Origin of the sequence: Staphylococcus americanisciuri, assembly GCF_024814435.1 — a bacterium.
Lineage (GTDB): Bacteria > Bacillota > Bacilli > Staphylococcales > Staphylococcaceae > Staphylococcus > Staphylococcus americanisciuri.
In genome coordinates this window covers 55,779-75,454 of sequence record NZ_JANUXY010000009.1, presented here as the reverse complement: position 1 = coordinate 75,454, position 19,676 = coordinate 55,779, and the positions used below count along the sequence as shown (strand labels likewise).

The following is a 19,676-nucleotide window of genomic DNA, read 5'->3' as shown; positions in this document are numbered from 1 at the left end:
CTCAATACCTATGCAGAAAAAATGACCCTAACACATGACTTAGCTCATCTGTTAAGATCATTTTACATAAATATTTATTTTTATATGGTAATCAATGCATCAACCACTTCTTCTAACTTCATACCACGTGAGCCTTTCACAAGCACTATGTCATCCGATTTGAGCATAGCTGATAACACCTCTGTCAATTCTGCTTTTGAAGCAAAGTGTGTCGCTCGGTCTACATAGAGTGCGCCCGCTTCGCAAAGTGCTTTCGATGCATCACCAAATGTAAATAGAACTTCTATCTCTTTATCTCGCAAATAACGACCTACCTCTGCATGTAGCGCTGCTGACTGAGGTCCTAGTTCTAACACATCACCAAAGACAAGTATTTTACGTCCTGTCATTTGCGCAATTGTATCAATAGCAGCCTTCATGCTTGTTGGACTTGCATTATACGCATCATTAATAACTACTGCACCATTTTGTGCGGTAAACTTCTGCATGCGCATGCCTGTTAGTTCAAGTTGTTGCAGTTGCTGTTGAATTGTTTCTGGATCTACTCCTAATTCTCGTGCAACGGCAATAGCATAAGTGGCATTTTTCATATTGTGTGCGCCTAAAACAGGAATACGATACGTTTCTTTGTTATTTAACACAAACGTAATTCCTGTCTCATCATGTGCAATAACTTCACAACATACATCATTTGTTGACGCTGTACCGATAGAAGTAGCATGTACGCTCGCATTCTCCTCTACCAATTCAGTCAATAATGGTTCATCACCGTCATACAACAAATGACCCTGTTCTTTTAATCCAGCAATCACCTCAAACTTCGCCTTTGCAATCCCTGCTCTTGAACCTAAATCTTGCATATGTGATTCACCAATATTTGTGATAATCGCAAAATTCGGTTGCGCAATCTTTGACAATAACTCAATTTCGCCAAATCCCGACATCCCCATTTCTAAAATAGAAACTTGTGTATCCGGTTCTAACGCCAAAATCGTCAATGGCATCCCGATTTCATTATTGTAGTTACCTTGTGTTTTCTGTACTTTGAAGTCTGCTGCCAAAGTGTTTTCCAGCATATCTTTGGTTGTCGTTTTACCATTGGAGCCGGTTACTGCAATCACCACTGGCGCTACTTCACGCATATAAGCTGCTGCGAGTTGCTGTAAAGCTTGTAACGTATCTTCTACATAAATAACAGGTCCTTCTGTTGGCGGCATGATATCACTATTCGTTTGAAAAAAAGTCGCAGCTGCACCATCTTCTAAGGCTTGTGCACTAAAACGATGTCCATCTACATGCTCCCCTTTGAAAGGAACGAACAATTGTCCGGATTCAACATGACGTGAATCAATCGTTACACCTTGAATCACCACATCTAAGTAGCGACTGTCTATGTCACATGTAATCCATTGTGCTAACTGTCTTAAGCTGATTTGTATCATCTGTCTCCCTCTAGTTATCAATACGATATTTATTTAAGTGTTTATCTGCATGGCGCTCTTTAGCTAATTCGATCAGTTTTGTAATCAGCTCGGCATAAGAAATCCCCATATTTTCCCATAGCTTTGGATACATACTATATGCTGTAAAGCCAGGCATTGCGTTTGTTTCATTAATATAGATTTGGTTGTCTTCTGTTACAAAGAAGTCAGCACGTAAGAGCCCCGAACAATCCGTTGCTTTGAATGCTTCAATTGCCATATCACGAAGCGTCAATTGGACTTCTTGATCAAGTTCAGCTGGAATGCTTAACTGCACCTTACCATCTTTATATTTTGCTTTGTAATCATAGAAAGAAACGTCCTTGATTACTTCACCTGGCCATGTTGTTTCAGGGTAGTCATTACCTAATACTGCTACTTCTATTTCACGTGCATTAACACCTTGTTCAATAACCAACTTACGGTCGAATTGGAACGCTTCTTCAATACCACGGATTAATGCCGCTTCATCTTCACATTTACTAATGCCGACACTTGAGCCTAAGTTTGCTGGCTTAACAAATACTGGGAATTCTAATTTATCTTGAACCAATTTTAAAATATTATGTTGATATTTTTCATATTCGCTACGTAAAAAGCTCACATAAGGTAATTGTGGTAAGCCTCTATGTGCAAATAATTGTTTCATCACAAGCTTATCCATTGAACTTGCGGCTGCGAGTACACCGTTTCCTACATATGGAATATCAAGTACTTCAAATAACCCTTGAATCGTTCCATCTTCACCATTCGGGCCGTGTAACAGCGGGAATACCACATTGTATGAACCACCTTGACTTGATGTTGTAAGCATTTCCGAGATTTGACCTTCAGCTGCTTCCTCTATACGTAACGTTTCAATGTCTGTTATTTCTTCAGTTATATTTTCTTGTTTTTTCCATCGTCCATCGTTGGTAATATAAATAATGTCGATTTGATATTGTGATTTATCGATTGCATTTAATACATTCTGTGCTGTTAAGATCGAAACATCATGCTCGGCGCTCTTCCCACCATATATGATACACAAAGCTTCTTTTGACATAGTTTCGCCTCCAAAAATTTTTCTACAAACCTATATTACCATGTCGTCTATTTATTATGCATTTATTTTTAGACAATATTAGCAATTTTATTACATGTTATGTAAAATCGTTATATAATGTACCTTAAAGAAATTTTTAGTACAAAGGAGATTGCAATGGCTTCTTCACGTCAACAAACGCAAAAATCTTTTTTTCAGCGTTTAGATTGGAAATTGATTAGTTTAATATTACTTCTCTGCATCATCAGTGTCACAACAATCCATTCCGCTATGGGCGGTGGTCAATATAGTATGGACTTCGGTGTGAGACAGATTTTTTACTATATTTTAGGTGCTATCATTGCTTTTATCATCATGCTAGTCTCACCTAAAAAAATCCGCAAATATGTGAATGGCATTTATGTTATTTTTATCATTTTGCTGATCGGTTTGATTATTTTACCAGAATCTAGCTTTACACCTATTATCAATGGTGCTAAGAGTTGGTATCGTATAGGGCCAATTAGTATTCAACCGTCTGAGTTTATGAAAATCGTCTTGATATTAGCAGTATCTAAAGTTGTCGCGCAACATAACCGCTTCACTTTTAACAAATCACTGGAAACTGACTTTATGCTACTCGTCAAAATATTTGGCGTGACGATTATTCCAATGGGACTCATCTTGTTACAAAACGACTTGGGAACAACACTTGTTTTATTAGCAATTATTGCCGGAATTGTTGTAGTAAGCGGCGTGACATGGAAAATCCTAGCGCCACTGTTCGGTTCAGCCATTGTACTTGGTGGTAGTCTCATCCTATCGATTATCTATAATCCTAGTCTGATTGAAAATATTTCAGGTATTAAAACATATCAACTCGGTCGTATTAACTCATGGCTAGACCCATACGCATATAGTACCGGTGATGGCTTTCACTTAACAGAGTCTATGAAAGCTATTGGTTCAGGTCAATTGATTGGAAAAGGGTTAAACAATGGTGAAGTATACATTCCTGAAAACCACACAGACTTTATCTTTTCTGTTATCGGTGAAGAGTTTGGTTTCGTAGGTGCTGTTATTGTCTTAGGCATCTTCTTATTACTCTTAATACACTTGATTCGTCTTGCTAGCATATCAGATGATTTATTTAGCAAGTCATTCATCATTGGTTATACAAGTCTTTTGTTATTCCATATCGTTCAAAATATTGGTATGACGATTCAATTGCTCCCAATCACAGGGATTCCGCTTCCTTTTATCAGCTATGGCGGAAGCTCTTTATGGAGTCTGATGGCGGGTATCGGTGTATTGCTCAGCATTTATTATCATGCCCCTAAAAAATACGATGCATCAATGCTTCAATCACGTACAAAATCTTAACTTCCTAAAAAACCACTTCTGATTTGATTTTCAGAAGTGGTTTTATCATGTACTCACATAAATATAAATTGTTACTTAAGCTTTTCTGGTGTAGCAGTTGTGCTTGGCAGTGATCTCATAATATCAAATCGTGATTTTGTCTTTTTAACCGTAACCCCAATTGATGATAACAATTTCACCACATTATAAAACTTATCATTCGGTTTTGCCATATTATCACCCCAGCTTGTTAACCTATTACTGTCATCATACAGTAAAATCGTTATCATTACTATATAAAATCAAAATTAATTGTCATTATTTAGCAATATGTTTCAATCTCAAAGCATTTAATACGACAGATACTGAACTAAATGCCATCGCTGTTCCTGCAAGCCATGGTGCTAAAAAGCCCATCGCTGCAAAAGGAATACCAATCATATTATAGCAAAATGCAAAAAAGAGATTTTGTTTAATATTACGAATGGTCAAATGACTAAGTTTTAAACTTTCAGCTATATGTTGCAAATTTCCTTTTATAAGTGCAATATCTGCTGACTCTAAAGCAAAGTCTGACCCTGAGCCCATCGCGACACCAATATCACTTTTTACTAACGCTGGGGCATCATTGAGTCCGTCTCCAATCATCATTACTTTTTTGCCTTGCTGTTGTAAATCTGCTATGACTTGTGCTTTTTCATCTGGTTTGACCCCAGCAATCACATTTGAAATACCGAGTTCACGACCAATTGCACGTGCTGTTGTCTCACTATCACCACTTAACATAATTAATTCATAGTTTGATTGTAATTGTGCTAATACGTGTCGTGCTTCTTCTTTTGGTTCGTCTCGAATACCTAACACCATCGCCACTTCTGCATCTATCGTCATGGCAATCACTGTTGCACCTGTTTGTTGTAGCTCTGTTACTTTTTGTCGTGTTGATTGATCCAGTAATGCATGCTGCTCGATATAATCCACCGCACCGATAACAACATGCTGACCATTTACCGTACCAGATATACCATTACCTGTGTGCGTCTCATAATCCTCTACTGGCAAGACCGTTTCCTGCTCAAAATATTTCACGATTGCTTTTGACAATGGGTGTTCTGATTGTTGCTCTAGACTTCTCATATAACTACCAATCGCTTCATTTGATATTAAGCGATATTCTGTCATTACTTGTGGTTTTCCTACAGTCAAAGTACCCGTTTTATCAAACACAAGTGTATCCATACGATGCGTTTGTTCTAGTGCCTCTGCTGTTTTAAACAAAATGCCCGCTTCTGCTGCGCGTCCAGAACCCACCATAATAGATGTAGGTGTTGCTAAACCTAAAGCACATGGACAAGCAATAACGATAACTGCAATAAATATTTCTAAAGCTTGGGACAACTCAAATGGTGCAATCAAAAAGTACCATACAACAAAGGCCAACAATGCAATGCTAACAACAACTGGCACAAAAACATTTGATACTTGGTCTGCCAAACGTTGAATTTGTGGTTTGTCTCCTTGTGCTGCCTCAACTACTTGAATGATTTGATTCAACACCAGGTCGTCTCCTGTATGTGTTACACGTACTTTTATAAAGTTCTGTTGATTCAATGTACTCCCTATTACTGTATCACCAACAGTCTTATCAACTGGTATACTTTCACCCGTTAACATTGACTCATCAACTGTTGACCACCCTTCAACAAGTACGCCATCAAGCGGTATTTGTTCACCACTTCGTACACGAACAATATCCCCTACTTTCACATCATCAATTGACATATATTGTATCTGTCCATCACGTTCAACTTCTGCATTGCGAACTTGTAGCGATGCTAATTTTTCAATTGCATCACTCGCATGACCTTTAGCACGTTTTTCCAAGTACTTTCCAAGTAAAATGAGTGTAATTAAAACAGCACTTGTTTCAAAATATAGTGACACATGATGCCCTATTTCATGCGTAAACATAAGATAAATACTATAAAAATAAGCCGCAGATGTCCCCATCGCCACAAGAACATCCATATTTGCACTTTTGTTTGATAGAGATTGATAAGCACCAACATAAAATTGCCAGCCAAGAATAAACTGTACTGGTGTTGCCAAGGTTAACTGAAACCAGCGATTCATAAACAGCTCTGGCACAGGCACAAAACTTAAGAATGAAAAGTGACCAAACATCGTATATAACAGTGGTAATGATAAAATAAGTGCAGCAAGAAACTTATATTTTTGTTGTTTCAGCTCACGTTGTTTGCGTTCCCGTGTCTGTTGCTGTGTTTCAATTGCATGTGCCTGAAATCCAATTTTTTCAATCTTTTCAAATATTTGTGCTGAACTAATCTGCGAAGGATCGTAACTTACGGTCCCTTTTTCCATTACAAGATTCACATTCGCCGATTCAATCCCTACTTCTCGATTCAATGTACGTTCAATTCGCGTCGCACATGCCGCGCAATGCATACCCGAAATTTTAAATGTCTCTTTTGTCATAAATATCCACTCCAATACCTATATAGGGTATATTATTGATAAAAAAATAATACTATAAAAGTGGATAGGCTTTGAGAATCCTTAAATTATGCTCAAAACCTAGCACTTATTCATATATTCTATGACTTCACATCGTAACCCGCATCATAAATGCGTTGTTTCACATCTTCTAGTGCGGCATCATTTAACACTTCAACATCTACTTTATCTTCAGCTGGAAAAGCTTCAACTTTCACGACATCTTTGTTCTCTTGTACTGCTGTTTCCACAGCGTGCTTGCAATGATCACAACTCATACCTTCAACCATTATTACATGTTTTGCCATCTTAATACGCTCCTTTATGTGAATTAATTACTGTATAGCCCGCATCATAAATTTCTTTTTCCAGAGTGTTAAGATTTGCTGGTGTTTCATACGTCAAAGTCACAGTCTGTGTTGCAATATCAATATCAACACTTTCCACACCAATCATGTCTCTTAATCTTATCTCAAGTTGACGCTGTTGCTCAGCCGATTCAAGTCCAGACAGCAATACTTGACTTATCATCACATATGCCCCCTAATCTTTCATTAACTTCTGAAATGTTACTAGCAATTCATCCATCGCTTGCTGTTCATTACCCTCATCAATTTTATTCATAATACATCCGTTCATATGATGCTCTAATAACTTCAATGCAACACTATTGAGTGCGGAACGTGTCGCACGAATCTGTGTCAACACATCATCACAATACACATCTTCATCTATCATGCGATTAAGCCCACGTACTTGACCTTCAATACGATTCAAACGAGATTGCAAGTTATGTTTGATTACTTTCGTATGGTGTGCTTGCTCGACCATTCTATCACCTCATTTTGCAACAAAAGTATTTATATATAATATATACACCATATAGGTATATGTCAAATGTGAAAACTGATTCATATTACGAAACAAAAATGATACAATGTGAAAAAGATAAAAGATAAAGGAGACAACCTAATGAGTGAAATACTCTTATCATTTTTAACAGAAGGCAATGTTATTGCTAACTATATTTTCATCAGTCTGTTTCTTCTGAACTTATCATTTGTATTCACAATTATCTTCATGGAGAGACGCAGCGCTGAGTCCATCTGGGCATGGATTCTTGTCCTAGGTCTTTTGCCTATCTTAGGTTTTATTTTGTACTTGCTATTCGGTCGTCAAATACAACGAAAATCCTTGTTTAAACTTGATGAATCCGATCGTATTGGCTTAGAACGTATCGTCAATGAGCAACTGGAAGAGCTGAAAAAAGGTACTTTTGAGCCTGATAATCCACATCTACAGTCATACAATCACATGATTCAAATGTTGCTCTATAACAATGCCGCTTTCTATACAAACCATAATGAAATCGAGTTAATCACAGATGGTCATGATAAGTTTGATCGTCTTAAAGAAGATATACGACAAGCTAAAAGCTATATCCATATTCAATATTACATTTTCCGTAATGATATGCTTGGTAGTGAAATACTTGCATTGTTAGAACAGAAATTAGATGAAGGTCTAGAAGTCAAAATGTTATATGATGATATGGGCTCCCGTACATTGAAACTTCGAGATTTTAAAGCATTTCGTGAAAAAGGCGGACAAGTGGAATCATTCTTTCCTTCCAAGTTACCACTTATCAATTTACGTATGAACAACCGTAACCATCGTAAAATCGTTGTAATTGATGGCACTATTGGATACGTTGGTGGCTTCAATGTAGGTAAAGAATACTTAGGTCTATCCAAAAAGTTTGGATATTGGCGTGATACACACTTACGCATTCAAGGAAAAGCTGTTAATGCCTTGCAATTACGCTTTATACTTGATTGGAACTCTCAAGCACACCGCTACAATATTGAGTATGATTCCAAATACTTCCCAGAAATTCATATTAATACAGCGTATAATACCGGTGTACAAATCGCCTCAAGCGGACCAGATGAATCTTGGGAACAAATTAAATATGGCTATTTGAAGATGATTTCTATGGCACAGAAAGCCATATATATTCAGACACCTTACTTCATACCAGACGGTGCATTTATGGATGCACTCAAAATCGCCGCACTCGGTGGTGTTGATGTTAATATTATGATTCCAAATAAGCCTGACCATCCATTCGTATATTGGGCGACGTATAAAAATGTTGCGAGTTTGTTAGAAGCTGGTGCACGGGTTTATCTATATGACAATGGCTTTTTACATGCCAAAACAATGACAATTGATGATGAAATCACAAGTGTTGGTACAACGAATATGGATAACCGGAGTTTCTCATTAAACTTTGAAGTAAACGCCTTTATTTATAATGAAGACTTTGCTCAGTTAGTTCGTCAAAGTTTTGAAAAAGATTTGAAAGTCTGTTCAGAATTAACGCCCGAACGCTATGAACAACGCGGCTTATGGATTAAGTTCAAAGAGGCGATCAGCCAACTACTATCACCTATTCTATAAAGTTTTGAGGTGTAAAAATCATGCGAGAACATATCGAAGCTGCTTATAACTATATGGTCAAAATTCACGAACAGGATACGACAGGTCATGATATTGCACATGTACGCCGTGTTCATAAACTGGCGCAAACACTTGCCAAGTCATATCCACAGTCCAACCACTATGTTATTGAAATGGCTGCTTTATTACATGATACGGTAGACGATAAACTTGTCCATTCAGGTCAAGCTTACCAAGCACTCAACCATTTTTTGGATGACTTAGAAGTATTAGAGAATGATAAAAACGCCATTTTATACATTATCAAGCATATGAGTTTTCGCCAAAGCAAAGCAGTCGGTCAGTTGCAGACGATTGAAGCGCGTATCGTTCAAGATGCTGATCGCCTTGATGCAATAGGCGCGATTGGCATAGCACGTACTTTTCAATTCGCAGGTCATTTCAAAGAACCGATGTGGACAGGTGAAACAACGTATGATGATTTACGTCATCATGCGGTCAACCTCGATACATTGGCGCCATCCGCTATTAAACATTTCTATGAAAAACTGTTATTATTGAAAGATTTGATGAATACGCCAGAAGCTAAAAAATTAGCCCAGCAACGTCATGAATATCTCGAACAATTTCTTAAGCAGTTTTTTGACGAATGGGATAGCCATCATATATAAAAATGCTCGTTTAAGTAGCCTAGTTAAGGACCTACTCAAACGAGCGTTTTTTATACTTTATTTCTTTTTCTTCTTAGAAACAACTTGTGTGTTTTTCCCAGCTCTACCTGCTTGTTTTTTCTCAGCTTCCATCTTTTTAATCAATGGTGCCACTTCTTCTTTTGCTTTTTTACTATAAATCATATTAGCAAAGTATGTTTGAACCACAAGAAATGCGGCTGATACAGACCAGTAAAGACCCAATGCAGCGGCTGAAGTATATGAAATCCAGATGATCATAATTGGTGAGATAAACATCATCATATAGCCCATTTGACGTTGTTCTTGTGGCATATTAGATAGTGATACATATGCTTGTAAGAAATACAGAACGCCGGCAATCAATGTAATCCAAATATCTGGCTTATCTAAATGGAACCATAAGAAGTCAGAGTATTTTGTAATACCGCCACCTGTCGGATATCTTAATACAAAATATAGTCCCATGATGATTGGCATTTGAATGATCAATGGTAAACAGCCAAACATGCTTGACATAGGGTTCATATTGTATTTTTTATAGACTGTCATCAATTCTTGGTTAGCTGCCATTTTGTCTTCTTGTGTACGCGCACGCTTTACCTTCTCTTGTGCAGCTGAAATATCAGGCTTTGCAATTTGCATTTTTTCACGCATCATGTGCATGTTTTTGTAGTTTGATAACATCAATGGTAACAACACAATACGTACAACTAATACAATAATAATAATCGCAAGTCCATAGTTATTATCTAGTTGATGACCCATCCAATGAATTAAACGATCCATCGGTTGTACAAACGTATTGTAAAAGAAACCATCTCGATTTTCAGGTTTACTATAGTCACAACCAGCTAAAAACACAGTGATACCCAAAAGCATCGTTAATAGCGCTTTATTCTTCATTTTTCCACCTCAAAAGTATTATTCACATAAATGTCATTTTATCATATAACGTATTTAGGTGGAAACATTTCAAGATAATTAACTGGATTTATTTAAAATACTGTAAATAACGTGACACAGAGTTTTCAATATTATCACTTTGTGTAATCGATGATATTGTAGCAATGCCATCTGCACCATTTTTCACAATTGAAGCAACATTCTCTTCTGTTATTCCACCTATTGCCACAATTGGAATCTCTTCATCATAACGACGCATGCGACGTATCATCTCTATCCCTCCAGCTTGTTTAGCATCATGCTTGGATTGCGTTTTATACACTGGACCCACACCAATATAGTCTACGTGTGTTAAGTCGGATTGGTCATATTCAGCAAAGTTACCCACACTCAAACCAATTATCTTATCTGTCGCTTGCGCATAAAAACTTTGAACTTTAGCGTCCCCTTGTCCAACATGTATACCATCTGCATTTATTTCAAGAGCTAGCGCAACATCATCATTCACAATAAAAGGAACTTGATAAGCCTGACATAAACGCTGTAATGCCAAAGCTTTCTCTTTTTTTGCTTCTCCTGTTAATGCTGAAGGACCTTTTTCACGAAACTGAAACATTGTAATACCAGCTTTTAATGCTTCTTCTAATATTTGGTCTAATGAGCCACTTTTTACATCTTGCGTACCAGCAATAAAATATACACGTAACTGTTTGCGATCAAATATCATGTGTTTTCACTTCTCTCTTTTTTATCTCTTGTTGATAACAAGTTGTAGTTGTTTGATTTAATTCGTCTAAAAAGACTGTCGCAAAAGTACCAGGTAAATCACCACTCGCACTAGACGTTGCTCGTTCAGCCGAGATAGTATAATAGGAGACCGCTGCCGCTAACTTATTCACAGTTGGATGTGTATCTTTTAATAAAAAGCTTGCAACAACAGCACCAAGTAAACAACCAGTCCCAGTAACTTTTGTGAGTATCGGTGTGCCATTGTCCAACGCCACACCTTTCCCATCTTGAACGATGATATCCGTCTTACCTGTCATCACAACAGCTGCATTGTATTTGTGATGCGCACGTGTAGCTATATCAATTGGTATTCCTTCTACTGAGCTGTCAGTTCCTTTCATTGTTGCCGCGTCATCAACTAATGCTAATATTTCTGAAGCATTACCTTTTATAACCGTTACTTGAATCTCCTCTAAAAAGCGACGACAAAAATCTTTTCGATACTGCGAAGCACCAACTGCAACTGGATCAAAAACAATAGGTACGCCTTGCTTATTGGCTTCAGCAGCAATTTTTAACATATCTTCGCCACGTTGATTGGTTAATGTACCAATATTAATGAGCAATGCTTGTGCCACTTTAAAGAAGTCAGCCGCCTCTTCAGGTGCTTCACTCATTGCAGGACTTGCCCCTAAACTGAGCAAACCATTCGCCGTAAAATTCTTCACAACATCATTCGTATAACATATAACAAGTGGTTGTAACTCTCGTACTGTTGCTAAATAATCCATTGTTAATCCCATCCCTTAGCTGCTTGATAGGCAAAGTGATTCACCGGGCCTCTGCCACGCCCAATCTTTGGTGTGTATTGAATGGCTAAAGATATGAATGCTTTTGCTTTCGCGACAGCTTCATATACCGAACGCCCTTTCGCAAGTTCTGCTGTAATCACTGCTGAAAAGGTACAACCTGTGCCATGTGTATGTTCAGTAGCATAACGTTCATGACTAAATGTATAACATCCTTCACGTGTAAATAGATAGTCTGTCGCATTGCCTTTCAGGTGTCCACCTTTAATAACCACACCTTTGGCACCGACTTCATGAATGAAAAAGTGACCGGCCTGATGAATTTGGTCGACGCTCTCTAACTTAATACCTGAAATCTCTTCCGCTTCTGGTACGTTAGGTGTTGCAACATCTGCATATGGTAATAATGTTTCTTTAAGTTGTTGGCGTACTGCATCTGCCATCAATGAATCACCACTTTTAGCGACCATGACAGGATCTATAACATACGGAATATTAATCTTTTTAAGGTATTTTTCAATAATTGCCATCATTTCCGGTGTTGGAATCATGCCTGTTTTCAATGCATGTGGTGACTCATCATTAAAAACACTCTCCAATTGTTCTTCCAACCAACTAGGTTCCAAGTTATGAATGTGTTGAACGCCTAATGAATTTTGTGCCACGATACTTGTAATAGCACTCATTCCGTATACACCACAAGCGTGAAAGGATTTCAAATCAGCCATGGCACCCGCGCCACCAGACGGATCCGTTCCAGCTATTGTTAAAGCAATTTTAGGTTTCTGCATGATTTTATTACCTCCTAGATATATGATTAATATCTATTGACTACTCAGAGGCATCATAAGTTGCATGCTTACTATTACGTACATTATCTACTTCCCTACGTTGGTATCAACCAAATCAGGTTCTAAGGGTTTGAATCTTAATTCATCTCAGCCATTGGCGCCCCTAGTAGTCACATATTAATTCAATTAAATTAAATGTAGCAAATAACCCCCTTTTTTTCAAATGAATAGAATAGTGTATATCAGCGTAATAACATGTTATTAACAGTAAGCATTCTATCATTCTGAAGATTTTTTTGGAAAGCTATGAAAGTATATAATAACTGTACTTTATGTATAAGGTGGGTCCACGCCTTACGCATTGTGCAACCCACCCAAGAAATAAACAGAAACTGTTCAAATTAGCAATTAAGAGAGTTAAAGGAATTTAATTTTTAAGTGGTTTTAATAAATGAATATGTGGTGGAAGGTCTATAGTTAGGGTATGAGCAAACTAGGCAAGGGTCATATCGATGAGTTGGAGACTAGGTGGAACTTCAATCTTTTCGACAGATTCAACAACAATCTCTGTAGAAAAGCGTTTTTCGTCATTAAATTGGTAACGACGTGTGGTGAGATAGCCTTCAATTGAAATCATATCGCCTTGAGCGACTTCTTGATCAATTTGTATTGCAACAGGGCCAAATGCTTTACAATTCAAGTAGTCAAAAATCGGACGATCGTCTTTCCCTTTAAAGCTACGCTCGACTGCCAGGAAAAATGAAATAAACTGACTTCCTGGCTTTTCATAGTACTTGGGTGCTTTAGTGACAGTACCAATTGCTTTAATATGATTGATTATTATCACCTCCTGACAGTATCATAATCCCTTTGCTAGTTAAAAAGCAATTCGAGCTTCATCAACTTTTAGCTGTTCAATCAACAATAAATTGAATTTTTTCTCACTTAACGACGAACAACTAGGCTATTTAGGCTATAATAAAAGTAGTATATTGAAAAATCGTATAATTTAAAAACTTAAGGGGATGATTGTTACATGAAAACTTTTAAAGCTGTACGATTTCAAATTGTTTCTGAAAACAGTAGCGTAACGGAGTATGAATTGTTAGATGGTGTCATTATTAACAAAGAAGACCGCGGAACTGGCTGGCTCCTTGAAATTGTTATTTCTGATATTCATAAAGAAGAAATGACTGAATATATGATGAACAATGCGTTATTGAATATACGTGTAGTAATTACACGTCCCTCCAATGACCCTGCTCTATTTGATGCGACAATTAAACATATCACGCAACTTCAAGACAAAATTTCGGTCATTTTTGAATGTCATATCTATACATTGCGACAAGTCTATGCTGAAAACTTATTAGAACAACTTGTAGCAGAAGGTTTAGAAGGTGAAGCCCTCACTAAAACTTTCAATCGCATGATGCAATCAAAGCCTCGATTAAAAGACGAACGCCAGTAAGTGCATATAACACTTCTGGCGTTTTTCAGTTGTTTATAGACTTGCTTTGTACAACTGATAAAAGACATATTGTTTATTTTGGATCTTGTATTGCAAACGTCAACTCACAGCTACATGCCAGTTGCCCGTCTACCGTTGCTTTCGCTGTTCCTTTGCCGATAGGCCCTTTGATTTTAGTGATTTCAACCTCAAGTATCAATGTATCTCCAGGTACAACTTGTCTTTTGAATCGACACTTATCAATACCAGCAAATAACGCTAACTTACCTTTATGCGCTTCACTGTTCAACATTGCAACAGCACCTGTTTGTGCAAGTGCTTCTGTAATGAGCACTCCTGGCATCACAGCATAGTCAGGAAAATGCCCTTGGAAAAATGGTTCGTTCCCCGACACTTGTTTAATACCTACACATCGTTGTCCTGGCTCATATTCAACAACCTTATCAATCAACAAAAATGGTTGACGATGAGGGATAATTTTTTTAATTTCATTGTAATCAAAAATCGTTTCCATAATGCTTTGCCTCCTAATAATACCTCAATTATATGACTGATTAACAATACGATACAGCATTATATATCACTCACTTGACTATTAATGATTCATCATTACGCATTGATACGTTCAATATCTGCACCTAGTGCTTTTAACTTGCCATGAAAATCAACGTAACCACGATCAAGATGTTTTAATTCTGTCACAGTCGTTTCACCTTCAGCTACAAGTCCAGCTAAGATAAGCGCAGCTGCCGCACGTAAGTCCGTCGCTTTCACTTGTGCACCTTGTAATTGACTCTTGCCTTGAATCTTGGCATTACGCCCTTCCACAGAAATATTCGCATTCATACGCTTAAATTCTGCTACATGCATAAAGCGATTCTCAAATACCGTTTCAGTTACAATCTTATGACCTTCTGCTGTTAAAAGTAACGCCATCATTTGAGACTGCATATCTGTTGGGAATCCTGGATGTGGCAATGTTTTTATGTCCACAGCTTGTAATTGTTGAGGGGCTGTCACACGAATACCATCTTCATGATAGTCAAGTTCGACTCCCATCTCTTCAAGCTTATATACAAGGCTTATCATATGTTCTTTAATAGCACCTTTAACAAATACATCTCCACGCGTAATCGCTGCCGCAATCATCAAAGTGCCTGCAACAATTCGGTCAGGAATAATAGCATGTGCCGCACCTGTCAATGTCTTAACTCCATTGATGATAATTGTATCCGTACCTGCACCTTTTACATCGCCGCCCATCTCATTGATATAATTCGCTAAATCTACAATTTCCGGCTCACGTGCAACATTCTCAATCACTGTGCGTCCTTGGGCTAAAGAAGCTGCCATTATAATATTTTGCGTGGCACCTACACTAGGGAAATCCAAATGAATGTCACATCCTACAAGACCATTGGGTGCTACCGCATGTATAAACCCAGCTTCTTGATGAATCTCCGCACCTAAAGCTTCAAAGCCCTTTAAGTGTTGCTCAATAGGACGTGAACCAATTGCACAGCCACCAGGTAACGCAACTTTTGCAACACCTAAACGTGCGAGTAAAGGCCCCATTACAAGGATACTTGCACGCATTTTACTTACATATTCATAAGGTGCTTCTTCGCTTAATTGTTTAGTTGCATCAACAGTTACAACTTGAGCTGTTTCGTCATATGCTACATCTGCATTAAGCACACTCAATACATTATTGATTGTTTCCACATCACTTAATGGTGGGACATTTTGTAGTTCACTTTTCCCCTCACTTGCCAGTAACGATGCCGTAATAATAGGCAAAACAGCATTTTTTGCCCCCTCAACTGTTACACTTCCTTTTAAAGTTTGACCGCCTCGAACTATAATTTTATCCATCTTCAAAAATCCTCCACTATCTCTCTACACACTTTTCTTCATTGTTAAATACTGAACCTCATCTTTCAAGAATGATACTGTATTGCCACACTATAGCAAGATGAGAATTCGATATTTTCGTCTCAGATTCCTTCCATGAGGTTGGGACATGATAACTTTGTACGCTAGAAAAATCAATAAATGGTATCACAAAAGCAATATTTTCGACTGAACTGCCACGATTTCTGCAAAATGTGGGAAACACTACAGAAATCTTATACATCGGCAAAGGTTTCATTGTAATGCCCATGGCTGACTAGAAGTATGGAAAGCTTTTCGATCACACACTTCACTCAACTATTACTAATAGCATTCACTTCATCGTTCAGTTCTAGTCAAATCCTAGGTACTTTTGTCCCAGCCTCGTGTTGCCAAATATTTTTCATTTGTACCTTATGTCTACCCAACTTTTTACAAACACTAAAACAAATATTTAATTTGTGTTGAAAATTTTAGTAAATCTATTACAAAGTTACTAACGCCTGTTCCAATTACAATAGCTAAAAAAATCATTACAACTTGCACTTGAACAGGATATCCCTTTTTAAAAAACTGGTCTAATCTCAATGCATTTAATGACCAATAAGCGATACAAATGCATAGCACATGCATGATAATGTGTGCAATCGCAAACTGTCCTAAATATTCCATATAGTTGCTCCTTTACGCACAAACCTATATTAATTCTACATGATTTTTTCATCAAATCATACCTATAAGTACTTAGATTGTTTACAATTTAAAAGAAGGTTTAACGCACGATGCGCTAAACCTTCTTTTAAATGACATAATTATTTAAATTTGGCTACTTCAATACGGTTTTCTGCTCGTTTCAAAGCACGTTCTGCTCGCTTCTTATCCGTATCTTCTTTGTCGCCTTCAAGATAAAATGTTGCACGCTGTTTTGCGGACTTCGCACGTTCTAAATCAATGTCCTCTGCTGATTCAGCTGATTGGACTAAAATATTGATTTTTTCACGTCGAATCTCTGCAAATCCTTCAGTTACAGCTATATAGTCGGATTTGCCGTCTTTTGTCACTTTGATATGACCGATTTTTAATGGCGCAACCGTCGGAATGTGACCATGCATCACACCCATTTCGCCTGCTGTTGTTTGTAAGACAACGATTTCTGCATTGTCTTCGTTATAAACAGAACCATTAGGAGTGACGATATCTAAGGTTAATGTATTCATTATCCAAGCCTCCTAATTTGAATTATACTTCAACACCCATATCTTTTGCTTTGGCAAGTACATCCTCTATGCCACCTACTAAACGGAAAGCATCTTCAGGGATATGGTCATATTTACCTTCCAAGATTGCTTTAAAGTCTTGAACTGTTTGTTTAACTGGTACATATGAACCTGGTTGACCTGTAAATTGTTCTGCTACGTGGAAGTTTTGTGATAAGAAGAATTGAATACGACGTGCACGTTCAACTGTTTTCTTATCTTCGTCAGATAACTCATCCATACCAAGAATTGCGATGATATCTTGCAATTCACGGTATTTTTGAAGTGTTGATTGTACTTGACGCGCAACTTCATAGTGCTCTTGACCTACAATTGTTGGTTCTAAAGCACGTGATGTAGAAGCCAATGGGTCTACCGCTGGATAGATACCCATCTCACTCAATTTACGCTCTAAGTTTGTTGTTGCATCTAAGTGTGCGAAAGCTGTTGCTGGCGCTGGGTCAGTATAGTCATCGGCTGGTACGAATACCGCTTGGATAGACGTTACAGAACCTTTCGTTGTAGATGTGATACGTTCTTGTAATTGCCCCATCTCTGTTGCAAGTGTTGGTTGATAACCTACCGCAGAAGGCATGCGTCCTAGTAACGCTGATACTTCTGAACCTGCTTGTGTGAAACGGAAGATATTGTCGATGAACAATAGTACGTCTTGACCTTGTTCATCACGGAAGTATTCTGCCATTGTTAAGCCTGATAACGCTACACGCATACGTGCACCAGGTGGCTCATTCATTTGACCGAATACCATGGCTGTTTTCGCAATAACGCCACTATCTTTCATTTCATAGTAAAGGTCGTTCCCTTCACGTGTACGCTCACCTACACCAGCAAATACAGAGATACCACCGTGTTCTTGAGCGATGTTGTTAATTAACTCTTGAATTAATACTGTTTTACCTACACCGGCACCACCGAATAATCCGATTTTACCACCTTTAATGTAAGGTGCTAATAAGTCAACAACCTTAATACCTGTTTCTAAAATTTCTACTTCTGTAGAGAGTTCATCAAATGTTGGTGCTTGACGATGAATTGGATCACGACGTACTGACGCATCAATTTCACCATCTAAATCAATGTGATCACCTAATACGTTAAATACACGACCTAATGTCGCATCACCTACTGGTACGCTAATTGGTGCTCCTGTGTCTTTGACTTCTGCACCACGTTGCACACCGTCAGTAGAGTCCATTGCAATTGTACGCACAACGTCATCACCTAAGTGTAGCGCAACTTCTAAAGTTAAACTCTCAGATTCGCCATCTCTAGGTACTTCAATCACAAGTGCATTGTTAATGTTTGGCATTTCGTCATGCTCAAAACGCACATCGATAACTGGACCCATGACCTGAGTTACACGGCCTAATCCCATGTTTGTTCCTCCTTATAATCAAATTATTCCAATGCTGCTGAACCACCAACAATTTCAGTAATTTGTTGCGTGATGGCTGCTTGACGCGCACGGTTAAATTCTAATGATAAATCATCAATCATTTCAGTTGCATTATCAGAGGCATTCTTCATTGCATTCATACGTGATGCATGTTCACTTGCCTTGGCATCTAGAATCGTACCGTAAATCAAACTTTCAATATATTGTGGTAATAAAACCTCTAATATCGATTCTTTGTCCGGCTCAAATTCGTATGATGACATGTTGCCATGACCAACACTTGAATCCTCAGAAGATAATGGTAACAACTGTTTACTTGTTGGTTTGTTTTCAATAACGCTAATATAATGGCTATAGTATACGTGCAATTCGTCTATTTGTTCGCTGACATATAAATCAACCGCACGTTTTGCAATGGCTTGTACAGCCTTAAACGATGGTTGGTCTGGGATATCTGTTAAAGCATTCGCCACTTGATAACCGCGGTTTTGAAGGAATGATACACCAATCTGTCCAAGAACGATAATGCTATATTCCTCTGGGCTCTGATGACGTACTGCAATGTCACGCATCATCTGCTTTAATACATTCGCATTATAAGCACCGGCTAAGCCACGATCACTCGTGATGACCATATAACCCACACGCTTTGTAGGTCTTTTGACAAGCATTGGATGTGTCGATGATGTATTGGTACCAGCTATTGCTGTAATCGCATCTTGCATTTTTTCCATATAAGGTCTAAATGTCTTGGCATTACGCTCTGCTTTACGCAATTTAGAGTTGGATACCATGTTCATAGCACTCGTGATTTGTTTCATCTTTTTGGTTGATTTTATACGAGAATCTATTTCTTTTAAAGAAGCCACTA

General features: G+C 37.9%; 22 protein-coding genes and 1 riboswitch. Of the genes, 4 read left to right on the top strand and 18 right to left on the bottom strand.

Annotated elements, in window-relative coordinates:
- Positions 1-80: 80 nt before the first annotated feature.
- Complete coding sequence (locus NXS11_RS09130) at positions 81-1,442, bottom strand: UDP-N-acetylmuramoyl-tripeptide--D-alanyl-D-alanine ligase (protein ID WP_259200695.1); 1,362 nt, start codon at positions 1,440-1,442, stop codon at positions 81-83.
- A 10-nt stretch (positions 1,443-1,452) separates the two neighbouring features.
- Positions 1,453-2,526 carry a D-alanine--D-alanine ligase gene (locus NXS11_RS09125; RefSeq protein ID WP_259200694.1) on the bottom strand — a complete coding sequence of 358 codons (1,074 nt, stop codon included), beginning with the start codon at positions 2,524-2,526 and terminating at the stop codon, positions 1,453-1,455.
- 156 nt (positions 2,527-2,682) lie between these two features.
- On the opposite strand from NXS11_RS09125, the gene NXS11_RS09120 reads away from it, so the two are divergent.
- A complete protein-coding gene (locus NXS11_RS09120; protein WP_259200693.1) occupies positions 2,683-3,888 on the top strand; it encodes an FtsW/RodA/SpoVE family cell cycle protein in 1,206 nt (401 codons plus the stop codon).
- A 71-nt stretch (positions 3,889-3,959) separates the two neighbouring features.
- Here NXS11_RS09120 and NXS11_RS09115 read toward each other — a convergent pair whose 3' ends face one another.
- The 5 genes from NXS11_RS09115 to csoR all read right to left on the bottom strand — a co-directional run bounded on the left by NXS11_RS09115 (position 3,960) and on the right by csoR (position 7,212).
- Positions 3,960-4,100, bottom strand: coding sequence for an Lmo0850 family protein (locus NXS11_RS09115; RefSeq protein WP_259200692.1), 141 nt, complete (start codon positions 4,098-4,100; stop codon positions 3,960-3,962).
- An 85-nt stretch (positions 4,101-4,185) separates the two neighbouring features.
- Positions 4,186-6,363 carry a heavy metal translocating P-type ATPase gene (locus NXS11_RS09110; RefSeq protein ID WP_259200691.1) on the bottom strand — a complete coding sequence of 726 codons (2,178 nt, stop codon included), beginning with the start codon at positions 6,361-6,363 and terminating at the stop codon, positions 4,186-4,188.
- A 119-nt stretch (positions 6,364-6,482) separates the two neighbouring features.
- Positions 6,483-6,689 (bottom strand): cation transporter, encoded by a 207-nt coding sequence (locus NXS11_RS09105; protein WP_259200690.1) that lies wholly within the window; start codon positions 6,687-6,689, stop codon positions 6,483-6,485.
- Position 6,690: 1 nt separating this feature from the next.
- The gene (csoZ, locus tag NXS11_RS09100; RefSeq protein WP_259200689.1) at positions 6,691-6,912 is read right to left on the bottom strand and encodes a putative copper chaperone CsoZ; all 222 of its coding nucleotides are present in this window, start codon (positions 6,910-6,912) and stop codon (positions 6,691-6,693) included.
- 12 nt (positions 6,913-6,924) lie between these two features.
- Positions 6,925-7,212: a copper-sensing transcriptional repressor CsoR gene (gene csoR / locus NXS11_RS09095; RefSeq protein WP_259200688.1), complete on the bottom strand. Its 288-nt coding sequence runs from the start codon at positions 7,210-7,212 to the stop codon at positions 6,925-6,927.
- 141 nt (positions 7,213-7,353) lie between these two features.
- Here csoR and cls point away from each other — a divergent pair, with 141 nt between their 5' ends.
- Together cls and NXS11_RS09085 are read left to right on the top strand one after the other, a co-directional pair.
- Positions 7,354-8,844: a cardiolipin synthase gene (gene cls / locus NXS11_RS09090; RefSeq protein WP_259200687.1), complete on the top strand. Its 1,491-nt coding sequence runs from the start codon at positions 7,354-7,356 to the stop codon at positions 8,842-8,844.
- Between the two features lie 20 nt (positions 8,845-8,864).
- Positions 8,865-9,515, top strand: a complete 651-nt coding sequence (locus NXS11_RS09085; protein ID WP_259200686.1) for an HD domain-containing protein — start codon at positions 8,865-8,867, stop codon at positions 9,513-9,515.
- Positions 9,516-9,572: 57 nt separating this feature from the next.
- Here the strand turns inward: NXS11_RS09085 and yidC are convergent, their stop codons facing one another.
- The 5 genes from yidC to NXS11_RS09060 all read right to left on the bottom strand — a co-directional run bounded on the left by yidC (position 9,573) and on the right by NXS11_RS09060 (position 13,615).
- A complete protein-coding gene (gene yidC / locus NXS11_RS09080) occupies positions 9,573-10,439 on the bottom strand; it encodes a membrane protein insertase YidC (protein ID WP_259200684.1) in 867 nt (288 codons plus the stop codon).
- Between the two features lie 88 nt (positions 10,440-10,527).
- The gene (gene thiE, locus NXS11_RS09075) at positions 10,528-11,166 is read right to left on the bottom strand and encodes a thiamine phosphate synthase (protein WP_259200682.1); all 639 of its coding nucleotides are present in this window, start codon (positions 11,164-11,166) and stop codon (positions 10,528-10,530) included.
- Complete coding sequence (gene thiM, locus NXS11_RS09070; RefSeq protein WP_259200680.1) at positions 11,156-11,959, bottom strand: hydroxyethylthiazole kinase; 804 nt, start codon at positions 11,957-11,959, stop codon at positions 11,156-11,158. Before thiM ends, thiE begins: the two co-directional genes overlap by 11 nt.
- Positions 11,960-11,961: 2 nt before the next feature.
- Positions 11,962-12,768 carry a bifunctional hydroxymethylpyrimidine kinase/phosphomethylpyrimidine kinase gene (gene thiD / locus NXS11_RS09065; RefSeq protein ID WP_259200677.1) on the bottom strand — a complete coding sequence of 269 codons (807 nt, stop codon included), beginning with the start codon at positions 12,766-12,768 and terminating at the stop codon, positions 11,962-11,964.
- A 75-nt stretch (positions 12,769-12,843) separates the two neighbouring features.
- Positions 12,844-12,943, bottom strand: a riboswitch (TPP riboswitch).
- Between the two features lie 318 nt (positions 12,944-13,261).
- On the bottom strand, positions 13,262-13,615 hold the full coding sequence (locus NXS11_RS09060; protein WP_259200675.1) for a single-stranded DNA-binding protein: 354 nt from the start codon (positions 13,613-13,615) through the stop codon (positions 13,262-13,264).
- A 189-nt stretch (positions 13,616-13,804) separates the two neighbouring features.
- On the opposite strand from NXS11_RS09060, the gene NXS11_RS09055 reads away from it, so the two are divergent.
- Positions 13,805-14,239, top strand: coding sequence for a YwpF family protein (locus NXS11_RS09055; protein ID WP_259200673.1), 435 nt, complete (start codon positions 13,805-13,807; stop codon positions 14,237-14,239).
- A gap of 73 nt (positions 14,240-14,312) precedes the next feature.
- On the opposite strand, the gene fabZ is transcribed toward NXS11_RS09055, so the two are convergent.
- The 6 genes from fabZ to atpG form a co-directional block, all read right to left on the bottom strand.
- Entirely contained in the window at positions 14,313-14,753 is a 441-nt protein-coding gene (gene fabZ / locus NXS11_RS09050) for a 3-hydroxyacyl-ACP dehydratase FabZ (protein WP_259200672.1), read from the bottom strand.
- Positions 14,754-14,848: 95 nt separating this feature from the next.
- Complete coding sequence (murA, locus tag NXS11_RS09045; protein ID WP_259200671.1) at positions 14,849-16,114, bottom strand: UDP-N-acetylglucosamine 1-carboxyvinyltransferase; 1,266 nt, start codon at positions 16,112-16,114, stop codon at positions 14,849-14,851.
- A 459-nt stretch (positions 16,115-16,573) separates the two neighbouring features.
- Complete coding sequence (locus NXS11_RS09040) at positions 16,574-16,804, bottom strand: DUF1146 family protein (protein ID WP_259200670.1); 231 nt, start codon at positions 16,802-16,804, stop codon at positions 16,574-16,576.
- 140 nt (positions 16,805-16,944) lie between these two features.
- The gene (locus tag NXS11_RS09035) at positions 16,945-17,349 is read right to left on the bottom strand and encodes a F0F1 ATP synthase subunit epsilon (protein WP_259200669.1); all 405 of its coding nucleotides are present in this window, start codon (positions 17,347-17,349) and stop codon (positions 16,945-16,947) included.
- Positions 17,350-17,371: 22 nt separating this feature from the next.
- Entirely contained in the window at positions 17,372-18,784 is a 1,413-nt protein-coding gene (atpD, locus tag NXS11_RS09030; protein ID WP_259200668.1) for a F0F1 ATP synthase subunit beta, read from the bottom strand.
- A gap of 23 nt (positions 18,785-18,807) precedes the next feature.
- Entirely contained in the window at positions 18,808-19,674 is an 867-nt protein-coding gene (gene atpG / locus NXS11_RS09025; RefSeq protein ID WP_259200667.1) for an ATP synthase F1 subunit gamma, read from the bottom strand.
- Positions 19,675-19,676: the final 2 nt, after the last annotated feature.

Excerpts from the sequence above, each read along its gene's own strand:
- NXS11_RS09130 (WP_259200695.1), bottom strand. The coding sequence starts at position 1,442 with ATGATACAAATCAGCTTAAGACAGTTAGCACAATGGATTACATGTGAC.
- NXS11_RS09125 (WP_259200694.1), bottom strand. The coding sequence starts at position 2,526 with ATGTCAAAAGAAGCTTTGTGTATCATATATGGTGGGAAGAGCGCCGAG.
- NXS11_RS09120 (WP_259200693.1), top strand. The coding sequence starts at position 2,683 with ATGGCTTCTTCACGTCAACAAACGCAAAAATCTTTTTTTCAGCGTTTA.
- NXS11_RS09115 (WP_259200692.1), bottom strand. The coding sequence starts at position 4,100 with ATGGCAAAACCGAATGATAAGTTTTATAATGTGGTGAAATTGTTATCA.
- NXS11_RS09110 (WP_259200691.1), bottom strand. The coding sequence starts at position 6,363 with ATGACAAAAGAGACATTTAAAATTTCGGGTATGCATTGCGCGGCATGT.
- NXS11_RS09105 (WP_259200690.1), bottom strand. The coding sequence starts at position 6,689 with ATGGCAAAACATGTAATAATGGTTGAAGGTATGAGTTGTGATCATTGC.
- csoZ (WP_259200689.1), bottom strand. The coding sequence starts at position 6,912 with ATGATAAGTCAAGTATTGCTGTCTGGACTTGAATCGGCTGAGCAACAG.
- csoR (WP_259200688.1), bottom strand. The coding sequence starts at position 7,212 with ATGGTCGAGCAAGCACACCATACGAAAGTAATCAAACATAACTTGCAA.
- cls (WP_259200687.1), top strand. The coding sequence starts at position 7,354 with ATGAGTGAAATACTCTTATCATTTTTAACAGAAGGCAATGTTATTGCT.
- NXS11_RS09085 (WP_259200686.1), top strand. The coding sequence starts at position 8,865 with ATGCGAGAACATATCGAAGCTGCTTATAACTATATGGTCAAAATTCAC.
- yidC (WP_259200684.1), bottom strand. The coding sequence starts at position 10,439 with ATGAAGAATAAAGCGCTATTAACGATGCTTTTGGGTATCACTGTGTTT.
- thiE (WP_259200682.1), bottom strand. The coding sequence starts at position 11,166 with ATGATATTTGATCGCAAACAGTTACGTGTATATTTTATTGCTGGTACG.
- thiM (WP_259200680.1), bottom strand. The coding sequence starts at position 11,959 with ATGGATTATTTAGCAACAGTACGAGAGTTACAACCACTTGTTATATGT.
- thiD (WP_259200677.1), bottom strand. The coding sequence starts at position 12,768 with ATGCAGAAACCTAAAATTGCTTTAACAATAGCTGGAACGGATCCGTCT.
- NXS11_RS09055 (WP_259200673.1), top strand. The coding sequence starts at position 13,805 with ATGAAAACTTTTAAAGCTGTACGATTTCAAATTGTTTCTGAAAACAGT.
- fabZ (WP_259200672.1), bottom strand. The coding sequence starts at position 14,753 with ATGGAAACGATTTTTGATTACAATGAAATTAAAAAAATTATCCCTCAT.
- murA (WP_259200671.1), bottom strand. The coding sequence starts at position 16,114 with ATGGATAAAATTATAGTTCGAGGCGGTCAAACTTTAAAAGGAAGTGTA.
- NXS11_RS09040 (WP_259200670.1), bottom strand. The coding sequence starts at position 16,804 with ATGGAATATTTAGGACAGTTTGCGATTGCACACATTATCATGCATGTG.
- NXS11_RS09035 (WP_259200669.1), bottom strand. The coding sequence starts at position 17,349 with ATGAATACATTAACCTTAGATATCGTCACTCCTAATGGTTCTGTTTAT.
- atpD (WP_259200668.1), bottom strand. The coding sequence starts at position 18,784 with ATGGGATTAGGCCGTGTAACTCAGGTCATGGGTCCAGTTATCGATGTG.